Source organism: Methylocella silvestris BL2 (assembly GCF_000021745.1).
Taxonomy (GTDB): Bacteria; Pseudomonadota; Alphaproteobacteria; order Rhizobiales; family Beijerinckiaceae; genus Methylocapsa; species Methylocapsa silvestris.
In genome coordinates this window covers 2,033,932-2,046,568 of sequence record NC_011666.1, presented here as the reverse complement: position 1 = coordinate 2,046,568, position 12,637 = coordinate 2,033,932, and the positions used below count along the sequence as shown (strand labels likewise).

The following is a 12,637-nucleotide window of genomic DNA, read 5'->3' as shown; positions in this document are numbered from 1 at the left end:
CCGGCGATCCATATTAGGCGATTGAAGTCAGGCGATCGCCGCAATGAGATTTAGCGCGTTTGCGTCGCGGCGCCAAAGCGAAAGCGCCGGGGGCGGGCAGCTTGGCTTTCACGAAATTACTTCAGGCGCGACCATTGCTGGCCGCCGCAGATCATGCCGCCGAGGACACAGCCTTCGACCTTCAGCACCTGTTCGCCGCGCAGCGACATGCGGCCGATATATTTTTGGCCGTCCCGGGCGTTGACGATCGAGCCCGCCCAGACGTCTCCATTGGGCTTCATGCTGATCAGCACCGGCTTGCCGATCATGTCGGAATCCTTGGCCCAGGACACATAACCGCAAAAATTGGCGCCGCAGGAGCGAATCGCGACATTGGCGGTGCCGTCGGCGATGCGCCATTCTCCGGCCGGGCTGGCGACGGACGGCGAACTTAACGCGGCTATGATGGCGGCTGCGGCTGCGGTCAGATGGTTCATGACGTCTCTCCCAAGTCATTGGAAATGACCGTGGCGCCCATCCGCCGCCGCGCCTGTGAGATTGCGCACATCGACGCTGCGCCGCCATAATTCGCCCGCGGCCTGTCATCCTTTCCGATGATGGCGCAGGGGAATTGTTTCGCTCACGGCGCGAGCCTGGCCTTGACCGCGGCGGCGGGCTCGCCTCTGCTGGCGCCGCTGGCCCCACGCCGGCTGGCGGAGAAACGGTTTTCGATGGATGTGATTGAACTTAGCGTCGGCTCCGCGAGGGCGACCATCGCCCTGCGCGGCGCCGAGGCCATGCGCTGGAGCGTCGGCGGAACGCCGCTCCTCTGGGACAAGGATCCGGCGATATGGGACGCCACATCGCCGCTTCTGTTTCCGCTCGTCGGCTGGACGCATGACGCAAAAATCCGCGTCGAGGGGAAGAGCTACCCGGCCGAGGTGCATGGCTTCGCCAGCCGGATGTGCTTTTCGCCGAGCACGACGAGCGCGCAGCGCGCAAGGCTCACCCTGTCGAGCAGCGCCGAAACGCTGGCGGTCTATCCGTTCGATTTCTGGCTCGGCGTCAATTACGCTTTGTTCGACACGGCTTTGGCGGTCGGCCTCACCGTGAAGAACCGTGACGCCCGGCCGATGCCTTACGCCTGCGGCCTGCATCCGGGCTTCCACTGGCCTTTTGCGGGCGGGACGGCGGGCGACTACGCCATCATGTTCGCGGCTGAGGAACAACCCTTCGCGCCGAAAATCTCGCCGCAGGGGCTGTTTTGCGCCGAGCAGCGCGCCCTTCCGCTCCAGGGTCGCAGACTGCCCTTGTCGCCGGAGCTTTTTTCCGCCGAGGCGCTCTGTTTTCTCAACACGCGCAGCCGCAGCCTGAGTTTCGAGGGGCCGGAGGGCGCGGCGATCAAGGTCGAGACATCAAATTTTCCGCATGTCGCGCTGTGGTCGAAGCCGGGCGCCCGGTTTCTGTCGATCGAATCCTGGACCGGCTACGGCGATCCGGAAGGATTTTGCGGCGAGCTCGCCGAAAAACCCTCGATGCGCATCCTTCAGCCGGGGGCGGTCGCTCATCATGTCGCGCGCTATAGTTGGCGCGCGCCTCAAACAGCTTAAGCTGTAGCGCCATAAGGCTTGGCCAAAACAATTTAAGGAAATCATAAGGATGCAGGCCGCGATCGCCGCCGACAGCGGAGCGAAGGCAAGCTATAATCCAACAATAGATTGATTTTAATCGGGAGGGAGCCGCCATGAACCCGCTCATCGGGCTCGCGATTCAACTCGTCCCCCAACTGTTGCAGTTGTTTTCGGGAGACAAGGCCGGCCAGATCGGACAGAAAGTCGCCGATGCGGTGACCCAGATCACCAAGACGGATTCGCCAGAAGAAGCGACGAAGATCGTCATGGAAGACCCGAAGATTAAAGCGGATCTTCAGGCCGAGCTGGCGCGGATCGCTTTCGCCGGCCAGCAGGCCGCATTTCAAGACGCCCAAAACCAACGCGAAGCGGATTTGAAGGCGGATACGCTCGCCAACGAGAGCACGGCGGGCGCGCGGCGTTTCGCCGAGGCCCTCGCGGCCACGAGCCCGCTGATGCAATGGACGCCGACCGTCATCTCTTTCATGGTGGTCATCGGATTCTTGGCGCTTCTGACGCTAATGACGCTTGGCAAGGCCGTGCTGCCGCCGCAGGGCGTCGATCCCACCATCCTGCAGATCGTCAATATATTGATCGGCGCGCTCGCCGCCGCCTTCGCCACGGTGATGAATTTCTGGCTTGGCTCCTCGCTCGGCTCGCGCGGCAAGGATCGCATGCTCGAACTTCAGGGCGCGCAGGCGATTTCGGCCGGGCCTGCGCCTTCGCCTGCTCCGAGCGCGGCGGCGCCTCCGCTTGCCGGAGGGGCGCCGGGAGGAGCGCCGATCGGAGCGCCAAGCCCGGCGGCGCCGCGCAGCCGCCCGGAGGCGCCAGGCCAGATGTCGCCTCAAGGCGGCTTCGCGCCGGGCGGCGTCGGCCCGCTCTCGCCGCAGCCCGCGCCGAGCCTGGAACTGCCGCCGACGCAACCAGTGACGCCAGCGCGCCCCGGCGTCGTTAGCGAAACCATGGCCGAACTGACGACACCGCATCGGCATTTTGCCGACGGCGTATCGTGGGCGCTGACGGCGGCCGGCGTCGCCATCGACGGAGCGGCGGCCATGGGCACGCCGGGCGAGCCTACGACGGTGCGCAAAATCTGGACGAAGTTCGGCGCCCCTTGCGCCGCGGCGGCGCAAAAATATGGCGTCCCGGTCGAACTCATCGTCGCGACCATCGCGACGGAAAGCGGCGGCGACCCCACGGCGCGCCGGTTTGAACCGAAGATCAACGACCAAAGCGTCGGCCTGATGCAAACCCTCGTCGGCACCGCCCGCGGCGCGCTGCGGCGCCCGGGCCTTACAGCCGACGACCTGCTCGATCCGGCGGTTTCGATCAACGCCGGAACAGCCTATATCGCCGAGCAAAGGGGCTCGACGCATTTCGATCCGCCGCTCGTCGCCGCCGCTTACAATGCGGGCTCGATCCGGCGCGACGACGCGCCCGCAAACCGCTGGAAGCTGCTTTGCTATCCGACCGGCACGGGCCATCACATCGACAAATATGTCGCCTTCTTTTCCGACTGCATGCGCGTCTCGGACGCCGACGGATGGAGCGGCAGCGGCGCGACCCCGAGCTTTGCCGATGAGCTCTCGGACCGCCCGGCCGCGCCGGCCCCGGCCGGCCCTGCAGCGCCGTCCAGACCCGTTGACGAGTCGGGACCGGATTTTCCGCCGCCGCCTGCCTTTGCGCCATTGATCAGCATCGCCGACAGGCAAAAGCTGTTCGGCGCCTTCACTTTCGCGCCTTCCCCACAACCGGGCGATCCCGAGCATATCAGGGTCACCAATGATTGGGCGGCCCGCAATATCATTACGGTCGCCATCCCGCTGCGCTCCGTCTTGGGCAAGCCGGGACCGCTCAAAATGCAGTTCCACCGGCTCGCCGCCGCGCAGCTGACGGCGCTCTGGCTCGAATGGGAAAAGCAGGGGCTGCTCGACGAGGTGCTGACGTTCGACGGCGCCTATAATCCTCGCTTCATCCGCGGCAGCACGACCACCCTCAGCAATCACGCCTTCGGCACGGCGTTCGACATCAATGCGCGGTTCAACCCGCTGAAAGCCCGGCCGGCGCTGAAAGGTCAGCCGGGATCGGTGCGCGATCTCGTCCAAATCGCCAATCAATTCGGCTTCTATTGGGGCGGCCATTTCAGATCCCGGCCAGACGGGATGCATTTTGAAGTCGCGGAATTGCTCGACGTCGCGCCGGATGGCGGGACGGGCGAAGAACCTGTTGCAGCAGCCACAGCGCCGCTTGTCACGGCGTAAACGACGAACGCCGGAGACAGCCCTCCGGCGTTTGCAAAATAAACTTGGCGGCGGCCAAAATTATTTTGCTATCCGTTCGGCGCAGCGCTCCCTATTTTCCCGAAAGCTTCGCCCATTCGAAGACGTCGGCGCCGCGCGCGCGAAAATCCCGCTTGGGCTCGAAATTCTGCCGCGAACAAGAAACCAGGCTGGAGGTTACAAATGTCCGTCGCCCAACTGTCGACCCCTGAGACCGGCGTCCTGCGCCCTTCAAGCGGCAAGGCGCTTCTGATCGACGGCAAGCGCGGATCGGAAGAAGTGCTCGCGGAGATCACCGAACAGGTGCGCGGCCTCGACGGGTTGCAGCCGGGTCTCGCCGTTATTCTCGTCGGCGCCGACCCCGCAAGTCAGGTCTATGTCGGCGCGAAGGGCAAGGCGGCGAAGGCTTGCGGCTTTCATTCCGTGCAGCATGACCTGCCAGCCGAATCAACCGAAGCGGAGATTCTGGCGGTCATCCAGAAACTGAACGCCGACCCGAAAATCCATGGCATTCTGCTGCAGCTGCCTTTGCCCAATGGCGCGGACGCGACCCGCATCATTGAATCGATTGCGCCCGAAAAAGACGTCGACGGGCTGCATCCGATCAATTCGGGCCTGCTTGCGATCGGCGATATTGAGCGCGCGCTGATCCCCTGCACCCCGGCCGGCAGCATGATCTTGCTGCAGAAAGCGGCGGCGGCGCTTAATTTCAAGCTTCAGGGCGCTGAGGCCGTCGTCGTCGGACGCTCTAATCTCGTCGGCAAGCCGATCGCGCAACTGCTGCTCGCCCAGAACGCGACCGTCACCATCGCGCATTCGCGCACGCGCGATCTTCCCGCGGTCGTGCGGCGGGCCGACGTGCTGATCGCGGCGGTCGGCCGTCCCGAGATGATCAAGGGCGATTGGATCAAGCCGGGCGCAATCGTGATCGACGTCGGCATCAACCGTGTCCCGGCGACCGACCCGGCCGCCAAATCCAAGACGCGGCTTGTCGGCGACGTCGCCTTCGCCGAATCGCTCGATACGGCCGCGGCGATCACCCCGGTGCCGGGCGGCGTCGGACCGATGACGATCGCCATGCTGATGAGCAATACGCTGAAGGCCGCGTTGCGGATCTCCGGACGCAAATCTGGGCATTAAGTGGACCGCTAGAAGCTAGCAGTCGCCGTTAACGACTCCGAAACCATAATGGGCGTCTCATGCAGGCGTTGGGTCTCGGAGCCTTCCGATGCATTGGCTGGACTGGGAAGAGCCGCGGGCCGAGCGCCGCAACTGGTTTGCGGCGCTGCGTCAGGAGGCGGCCGCCCGTCGGGCCGCGCTGTTTGCAGCCGCGCTGACCGGGCCGCTCGCGATCATCGCCTTCCTCATGGCTGCGACCCCGCAATATCAGGCCGAAGCGCAGATTTTCGTCGCAGCTGTTGAGGCGCGGCCGGATCTTGTCCTGAATCGTCAGATCCTGACCCAGGGCGAGGCGCTGCTCGGCTCGCGCGATCTCGCGCGGCGCGCAATGAAATCGCTCGGCGCCGAAACGAGGCCGGAATTGTCCGGGAACGGGGATATGACGGCCGCGGCGCGGGCCCTGATCTTTCTTGGCGCAGCAGGTGAAGAAGGGCGTCCGCGCGCCGATGAGCGCGCCCTGGAGGCGTTTCAGGACCGCCTCAGCGTCAAGTCCTCGGATCGCGATCGAATCGTAACAATCGCGTTCCGCTCCGATGACGCCGATTTTTCCGCGCGGGCGGCCAATCGCGTCGCCGCTTTGTTTGTCGAAGCTGGCGCCGAAGCTTCGCAGATTTCCGCGCGCGTGATCGCGCCGGCGCGCCCGCCGCAGCAGCCGGTTTTTCCGACCACCGGCCTTCTTGCCGCGATCGGCGCCGCGGCGGCTCTCGTCGTGGGGACAGGCTGCGCTCTGCTGACGCGGCCCTTGAGCCGCATCGAGGAGCCGCTGGCGCCGCCGCGCGCGATCGGAGACCCCGGCGTCTTCCTGCGTCTCAAGGAAGCGCCCGGCGCGCAAACCTCGGCCGGGCGGGACTCGGCAGGGCGGCGCGCCGAAGCTCAGAACGCCAATGCGCTCGAGGACGCGGCGGCGCGTATTCTCGCCGCGCGCCGGCCTTCGGGAGCGATCCGCATTCTGGGCGCGCGGCTCGCCGCCGGCGGAGCGGCCGACGTTCTCGTCGCTCTGGCAAGGCTGCTCGACGCCGAAGGGCGTTCCATCATGATCGATCTCGCCGGACTGACGGACCCCACCGGCGGCGCGCGCGAGGAGGCGGGACCGGGCCTCTCGGAGCTCATCTCGGGGGAGGCGTCCTTCGCCGAGGTCATCTCCCGCGACCCGAGTTCTCGGCTGCATTTTTTGCCGCGCGGCCGGCAAGGCGTTTCGCCCGAAGCGGCGGCGCCCGGCGCCGAACTCTCCATAATCCTGCAAGCGCTGGAGGGCGCCTATGATTTTATCTGGCTGACGGTCTCTGCGCTGGAGCGGGAGGATATGATTCGAACGCTTTCGGGAGAGGCCGATTTCGTCGTGCTGACGGCCGCGGCCGAGCCGCGCGAGGCGGTGATCGTCGGCTCCGGCGCCAATCTCGCTGGATGGCGGGCGAAGAATGTGCTCGTGATCGGCGCGCCGAAACAATCGTCGCCGCGCGGCCTCAGCCTTGACGCCGCCTGAGCTTCAGCGGTCGGGCCTCTGCATCCAGCGGATGAGCGGCATCAGCGGCAGCACCCAGGCAAGGCCCAGCGCCGCATAGCAAATGATCTGGATGGCGGGCGCCGCCTCCTGCACCGGGCGGGCCTGCGCCAGAGCCATTGCCACGAGCGAATAGAGGATGACGAACGCCGTCATCACGATCGCCCCGATGAATTTGCGCGTCCGCATTCGCATGCGCGTGTCTTGCCTCTCGTTCGGGCCGGTCGCGTGGACTTCGCGATGATGCGGCGATAGATCAGATTTCCGGCGCGCGCGAAAGCGCGCGGCGCCTGAAGCGGGTCGACGCTCCGCTCTTAGTCCGCGGCCTGGTCCGCAACAAGCGTTTCATATGAGGCCGCGCCGGAAGGAGCGACATGACCTGGGTTTACGATCCGCTGCCGGCGCCGTCGGCTTTTGACGCGCGAAGCTGGCGAACCGTTCCGGCGGTCGCCGTCTGGCTCTGGACTCTCGCCGCGCTGGTATTCTTGATGGTCCTCGTCGGCGGCGCGACGCGGCTGACGGAATCCGGCCTGTCCATCACGCAGTGGAAACCCTTGACCGGCGTGATCCCGCCGCTCTCGCAGGCCGACTGGCAGGCCGAATTCGAAAATTACAAGAAGATCCCGCAATATGCGCAAATCTTTCCCGACATGGACCTCGCCGGGTTCAAATTCATCTTTTTCTTCGAATGGAGCCACCGGCTGCTTGGCCGGCTGATCGGGCTCGCGACCTTCCTGCCGATGGTTTTCTTCTGGGCGAAGGGCCTGCTGCCGCCTTCATTGAAGCCAAAGCTCGTCGGCGTCCTCGCGCTTGGCGGGCTGCAGGGGTTTGTTGGCTGGTGGATGGTGAAATCCGGCCTCGTCGATCGCGCCGAGGTGGCGCAGGAGCGGCTCGCGCTGCATCTTTTGCTGGCGAGTGTGACCTTCGCCATCCTGGTCTGGCTGGCGGCTTCGCTCAATTCGCGGCCGCCCGCTGTTGCCGCGCCGCCGCGCCGCCTGTTCGGCCTCGCCCTGGTCTTTGTGGTCGCGGCGCTTGCGCAAATTGGCCTCGGCGCCCTCGTCGCCGGGCTGCGCGCCGGACGCGCCTATAATAGCTGGCCGCTGATGGACGGACGGTTCTTTCCGCCGCTCGACCAATTGATGGCAGAGGCGCCGCTGTGGCGCAATTTCGTCGACAATCTCCTGACCGTGCAGTTCCAGCACCGGATGGCCGCCTATGCGCTGCTGGTTTTCGCGCTTGCGCAGGCGCTTTATACGCGCGTCGCCGCAGGTCGAGGCGCCGCAAGCCGCCGCGCCGCCGCGCTGGCCGTCCTCGTCGCCGCGCAGGCTGTGATTGGAATCACGACGCTCGTGCTCGCCGTGCCGCTGTGGGCGGGGCTGCTGCATCAGGGCTTTGCGATGATCGTCCTCGGCATGGCTGCTGCGCATGCCCAGGCGCTCAATCAGGAGAGATGAGGCTTCTTGCCACAGCAGTTCGGACGGCATATGCTAAGGCATATGCTGGAGGTGTCCGTGTCAGAGCAAAGACGCGTCAAGCTGTTCAGAAATGGCCGCAATCAGGCCGTCCGCATTCCCGTCGAATTTGAATTGCCCGGCGATGAGGCGATCATGAGCCGGGACGGCGACCGGCTGGTCATTGAGCCAACGCGCAAACGCGGCTTGCTGGCGCTACTCGCAACGCTCGAGCCGCTCGAGGAGGCGCTTTGCCAGATCGAGGATCGGCCGGTCGCGCCTGAAGACATATTTTGACGCGCTATATGCTCGACACGAACATCCTTTCCGACCTGATCAAGAATCCGCGCGGCCGGGCGGCGGCGCGGATCGAGAAAGTCGGCGAGGGCGACATCTGCACCAGCATCATCGTTGCTGCGGAACTGCGCTATGGATGCGCCAAAAAGGGATCTCCACGCCTCAGGAAAGTGGTGGAAGACATCCTTGGAGAAATGACGGTGCTCGCGTTCGACGCTCCGGCCGACGTCGAATATGGCAGGCTCCGCGCGGAGCTTGAGGCGGCGGGTCTGACCATCGGCGGCAACGATCTGCTGATCGCATCGCACGCCCGCGCGGTAGGAGCGACGATCGTCACCGCGAATCTGCAGGAGTTTACCCGCGTCAATGGCCTGAAGGTCGAGAATTGGCTCGCTTAGCGACTCAGTTCCGGCCGACGCCAAGCTGGACATAATCGATCTTGGGGCAGCGATTCATGATCACCGTGATCCCCTGCGCTCGGGCCAGGGCGGCGGCAGGCTCGTTGACGACGCCAAGCTGCATCCAGATGACCGAAGGGCGCCAGTTCAGGGCCAATATATCCGTCACGACCTCGCCGGCCGCCGCCGAATTGCGGAAAATATCGACCATATCGACCGGCGCGGGAAGATCCTTGAGGCTGGCGACTGCAGGCGCGCCGAGGAGGCTCTGGCCGGCAAGGCCGGGGTTGACGGCGGTCACCTCGTAGCCGCGCGACAACAGGAAGGCCGCGACCTCATAGGATGGGCGCTCCGGATTGGCCGAGGCGCCGACGATTGCGATCGTCTTGACCTTGCGCAGAATGGACTTGATGTCATCGCCGGACAAGGAAGGCACGCTGCTGGTCATGAAATATCCTCAAAGCTTTCCACTTCACATAATCCTTTGACGGCCGGATCGCTCCAATTGGAGACAGCACATGAACGTCAAAACCGATAGCAGCGCCTTCGGCCGCTTCGATCTGAACGAAATCGCTCGCTCCTTTCCGCCAAGCGCCGACACGCTGCTGCTCGACCGCTATCTGACCAACGAGCCCGGATCGAGCGCGCGCGTGTTCCGCGTCTATCGTGGAACGCCGGCCCATTATCATGAAGGCTCGGATGAATATCTCTATGTTCTCTCGGGCCGCGGCACGTTCTGGATGGGCGCGGCGTCCGATCTCCGCGAGTTCGCGCCGGGGCAACTGCTGTTCTTCAAGCGCCGCACGATCCACGCTCTGCCGGATATTCTCGAAGGTCCGGTCGTGTTCTTCGCCGTGGACGCGCCGCGCCGCGATCCCAGGGACATTATTTTCGTCAATCCGGAGGAGGGCAGCCCGGAAACCTTCGTCCGCGCCCAGCCGGAGTGAAGGGCAGGGCCGCTAACGTCAGTGAATGTGGTATTATTCTACCTCTTTATGCAAACATATGATCTATAAGCCAGTTTTAGCGGTCCTCTGCTTCATAGTCGCTTGACGCGCGCCGCCAATAAAACTACAAGCGCGACGCGACCGCAGCGGCCACATCGCCGCGCGGCTCAAAATGCATGGAATTTGAACTATGTTCGGCAAGACCTATTCCGCCAAGCCGGCGGACATCACCAAGAAGTGGGTCCTGATCGACGCCACCGGCCTTGTGGTCGGCAGGCTGGCGTCGCTCGTGGCCATGCGGCTTCGCGGAAAGCACAAACCGACCTTCACGCCGCATATGGATGATGGCGACAATATCATCATCATCAATGCCGAGAAGGTGGTCTTTACCGGCCGCAAGCGCGATCAGAAGGTCTATTACCACCACACCGGCTATCCGGGCGGCATCAAGGAGCGCACGGCGAAATTCATCCTCGATGGCCGTTTCCCCGAGCGCGTGCTCGAGAAGGCCGTTGAGCGTATGGTTCCGCGCGGGCCGCTCGGGCGCAAGCAGATGGGCAACCTCAGGGTTTACAAGGGCGCGGAGCATCCGCATGCGGCGCAGCAGCCTGAAACGCTCGACGTCGCCAGCCTCAATGTCAAGAATTCGAGGATTGCCTGATCATGGCCGAGACTTTTTCTTCCCTTCAGGATCTGAAGAGCGCCACGGCCGCCCCGACGCAGGAAGCGCCGCACTATGTGCAGAAGCTCGACGCGCAGGGCCGCGCCTATGCGACCGGCAAGCGCAAGGACGCCGTCGCCCGCGTCTGGATCAAGCCGGGCTCCGGCAAGGTCGTCGTCAACGGCCGCGCCGTCGAGGTTTATTTCGCCCGTCCGGTGCTGCGCATGATTTTGCAGCAGCCGCTGGGCGTCGCAAAGCGCGTCGACCAATATGATTTGACCGTCACCGTCGCCGGCGGCGGCCTGTCCGGGCAGGCGGGCGCCGTCCGCCACGGCCTGTCCAAGGCGCTCGTCGCCTTCGAGCCGGAGCTGCGCGGCGTGCTCAAGAAGGAAGGCTTTTTGACCCGCGACTCGCGCGTGGTCGAGCGCAAGAAATACGGCAAGAAGAAAGCCCGCCGCAGCTTCCAGTTCTCGAAGCGCTAAGGTTTTTGGATTTTCGACGATCAGGGCGGTCTCCGGGCCGCCCTCGGACTTCTGGCAAACCCCGTCATTTTTGGCGGGCTTTTGTTTTTTGGGCCTTTGGTTGGAAATGGTGGTCGATACAAGCGAGGGAACGCGCTCCGACGCCGGCCAGATGGCGCATCTCGACGGCGAGCGAAGCTAAGTGTGGCCGCATTCACGCACCGTTCGAAACGGCGAAGCATTCTTGCGCTGCGACATAATTTCGCCTCCAACAGGCGTGAAGTTCAAACAGACGTTTGAATTAGCGCAGGAGGCCCCGATGCCCACGCCGATCCCAGTGATGCTACGCAAGGGCCTGCACGCCGTGACGCAAAAGCTGGTCGCCGAGGTGCTTGTTTCGGTCTTCTCGACGCTTCTTGTCATGATGCTTGTCTCGCATCTGACGAAGCCCGCGCCCGACTTTGCGGCGGTCGATCTGCGCGTCGCCGCCGTTCCGGCCCTGGCGCCAAACGAATCAGGCGACGCGACCGCCGATTTTCTGGAGCGCGTCGCGCTGTCTCATATTGTGGCGCCGAGGGCCGCGGCGCTCGAAGCGGCGGCCGAACCCGCGGCTGGCGCAACCGGCGCGGCCGCTCCGCTTCCGCCGCGCCGCCGCGCCGCCCTGCTGGACCATTCGCAAGCCGGCAAGGACCGCGTCGCGGCCAACGTTCAGGCCAGTGCGCCGATCAATGCGCAGGCCAACATCCAGAGCAATGCGCCGGGCAATGTCCCTCAAGCGCTAGCAGCTCACACGCCTGCCGCCGCGTCCGCCCCCTCGGATTGGATCGATTCGCTTAATCCGTTGAAGTACAGCGTCGGGCTCGTCTCCGGCATTGGCGCCTTCGTCTCCGCTTCCCATCAGCGCGCGATCGACGGGGGCGGCTGGCTCGTCTCCGGCATCGGTGAATTTGTTTCGGCTTCCGACAAGCGTTTGGTCGAGGGCATGGCGTCCGTCGGCGATTCGGTGACAGCCTTGGTCAAGAAACCGAAATCGTGAAGATTGCCGATTTGACCCGCCAGGCGCTGCTCGCCCACGCCGCCGTCGCCTTTGCAGAAAACGGCTTCGAGCGCGCCGCCGTGCGCGAGATCACCCGGCGCGCCGCGGTCAATCAGGCGGCGATCAACTATCATTTTGGCGGCAAGGAAGCGCTTTATCGCGAGGTTTTGCGTCTCGCCTTCGCGGCGCTGCGCGAGGCTTCGCTCCTCGATGAGGAGACGGTCGACCGCGTCGGCCGCGAAGAGGCCGTGCGTCTGTTCATCCGCCAGCAGGTGACGGCGCTCGAAAAACACGACCAGCTCAGCCGCTATCTACGCATCCTGGCCTGGGAGACCCTGGCCCCGACGCCGATCTACCTTGATTTTATCGCCAGCGCGGAACTGCCGATGCTAGACCAGGCCGAAAAGATCGTGCGCCGCTTTCTGCCCGCCGGCGCCCCGCGCGCGGAAATCACCATCGCGACGATCTGGCTGACCCAACAGGTCGCGCCCTTCATCCGTCATTACGACATGCTGTCTCAACCGCCGCTCAACCTCACCATCGACCGCCGATTCATCGAGCAGCTGGCGGCTGACGTCGGCCGCATGGCGGTCGCCGGGCTCAACGCACGGACGACCGCGGCCGGGGCGGATTCGGCTTATGAAGCGCAAATGGCGTAGCGGGACGCCTCCAGTTCCCTGCCGCCCGGACCGTTCCGTCCTGCGGTTGGTCGTCCCCCGATGTGATCGGGGATTGAACCGGCGATCCAAACCACTACCTCCGTGACGGAATGCCCGGGTTCAACCCCCGGGCATGATTCTATTGAGGTCCGGGCATG

Annotated in this window: 15 protein-coding genes; 12 read left to right on the top strand and 3 right to left on the bottom strand. The window is 64.6% G+C overall.

All coding sequences use genetic code 11. The features are described 5' to 3' along the window. Positions 1-116: 116 nt before the first annotated feature. Positions 117-476, bottom strand: a complete 360-nt coding sequence (locus MSIL_RS09605) for a DUF2147 domain-containing protein (protein WP_012590899.1) — start codon at positions 474-476, stop codon at positions 117-119. A 162-nt stretch (positions 477-638) separates the two neighbouring features. Here MSIL_RS09605 and MSIL_RS09600 point away from each other — a divergent pair, with 162 nt between their 5' ends. The 4 genes from MSIL_RS09600 to MSIL_RS09580 all read left to right on the top strand — a co-directional run bounded on the left by MSIL_RS09600 (position 639) and on the right by MSIL_RS09580 (position 6,551). Further along, positions 639-1,589: an aldose epimerase family protein gene (locus MSIL_RS09600; protein ID WP_244406245.1), complete on the top strand. Its 951-nt coding sequence runs from the start codon at positions 639-641 to the stop codon at positions 1,587-1,589. 134 nt (positions 1,590-1,723) lie between these two features. Next, the gene (locus MSIL_RS20160) at positions 1,724-3,871 is read left to right on the top strand and encodes a transglycosylase SLT domain-containing protein (RefSeq protein WP_012590897.1); all 2,148 of its coding nucleotides are present in this window, start codon (positions 1,724-1,726) and stop codon (positions 3,869-3,871) included. Between the two features lie 201 nt (positions 3,872-4,072). Further along, positions 4,073-5,029, top strand: coding sequence for a bifunctional 5,10-methylenetetrahydrofolate dehydrogenase/5,10-methenyltetrahydrofolate cyclohydrolase (locus tag MSIL_RS09585; RefSeq protein WP_012590896.1), 957 nt, complete (start codon positions 4,073-4,075; stop codon positions 5,027-5,029). A gap of 88 nt (positions 5,030-5,117) precedes the next feature. Then, positions 5,118-6,551, top strand: coding sequence for an LPS biosynthesis protein (locus tag MSIL_RS09580; protein WP_012590895.1), 1,434 nt, complete (start codon positions 5,118-5,120; stop codon positions 6,549-6,551). Positions 6,552-6,554: 3 nt separating this feature from the next. Here the strand turns inward: MSIL_RS09580 and MSIL_RS09575 are convergent, their stop codons facing one another. After that, positions 6,555-6,764, bottom strand: a complete 210-nt coding sequence (locus MSIL_RS09575) for a DUF2842 domain-containing protein (protein ID WP_012590894.1) — start codon at positions 6,762-6,764, stop codon at positions 6,555-6,557. Positions 6,765-6,943: 179 nt separating this feature from the next. Between MSIL_RS09575 and MSIL_RS09570 the strand changes: the two genes are divergently transcribed. From MSIL_RS09570 to MSIL_RS09560, 3 genes are read left to right on the top strand one after another with little or no spacing between them, the layout of a single operon-like run. Next, on the top strand, positions 6,944-8,023 hold the full coding sequence (locus MSIL_RS09570; protein WP_012590893.1) for a COX15/CtaA family protein: 1,080 nt from the start codon (positions 6,944-6,946) through the stop codon (positions 8,021-8,023). Between the two features lie 30 nt (positions 8,024-8,053). After that, complete coding sequence (locus MSIL_RS09565) at positions 8,054-8,317, top strand: antitoxin (protein ID WP_012590892.1); 264 nt, start codon at positions 8,054-8,056, stop codon at positions 8,315-8,317. Between the two features lie 8 nt (positions 8,318-8,325). After that, positions 8,326-8,715, top strand: a complete 390-nt coding sequence (locus MSIL_RS09560; protein ID WP_012590891.1) for a type II toxin-antitoxin system VapC family toxin — start codon at positions 8,326-8,328, stop codon at positions 8,713-8,715. 4 nt (positions 8,716-8,719) lie between these two features. On the opposite strand, the gene MSIL_RS09555 is transcribed toward MSIL_RS09560, so the two are convergent. Next, positions 8,720-9,163, bottom strand: coding sequence for a CoA-binding protein (locus tag MSIL_RS09555; protein WP_012590890.1), 444 nt, complete (start codon positions 9,161-9,163; stop codon positions 8,720-8,722). 70 nt (positions 9,164-9,233) lie between these two features. Here MSIL_RS09555 and MSIL_RS09550 point away from each other — a divergent pair, with 70 nt between their 5' ends. The 5 genes from MSIL_RS09550 to MSIL_RS09530 all read left to right on the top strand — a co-directional run bounded on the left by MSIL_RS09550 (position 9,234) and on the right by MSIL_RS09530 (position 12,479). Continuing rightward, entirely contained in the window at positions 9,234-9,662 is a 429-nt protein-coding gene (locus MSIL_RS09550) for a cupin domain-containing protein (RefSeq protein WP_012590889.1), read from the top strand. A gap of 190 nt (positions 9,663-9,852) precedes the next feature. Beyond that, positions 9,853-10,323 carry a 50S ribosomal protein L13 gene (gene rplM / locus MSIL_RS09545; protein ID WP_012590888.1) on the top strand — a complete coding sequence of 157 codons (471 nt, stop codon included), beginning with the start codon at positions 9,853-9,855 and terminating at the stop codon, positions 10,321-10,323. 2 nt (positions 10,324-10,325) lie between these two features. Continuing rightward, positions 10,326-10,805 (top strand): 30S ribosomal protein S9, encoded by a 480-nt coding sequence (gene rpsI, locus MSIL_RS09540; RefSeq protein ID WP_012590887.1) that lies wholly within the window; start codon positions 10,326-10,328, stop codon positions 10,803-10,805. A gap of 298 nt (positions 10,806-11,103) precedes the next feature. After that, a complete protein-coding gene (locus MSIL_RS09535) occupies positions 11,104-11,820 on the top strand; it encodes a hypothetical protein (RefSeq protein WP_012590886.1) in 717 nt (238 codons plus the stop codon). Next, positions 11,817-12,479: a TetR/AcrR family transcriptional regulator gene (locus MSIL_RS09530; RefSeq protein WP_012590885.1), complete on the top strand. Its 663-nt coding sequence runs from the start codon at positions 11,817-11,819 to the stop codon at positions 12,477-12,479. Before MSIL_RS09535 ends, MSIL_RS09530 begins: the two co-directional genes overlap by 4 nt. Positions 12,480-12,637: the final 158 nt, after the last annotated feature.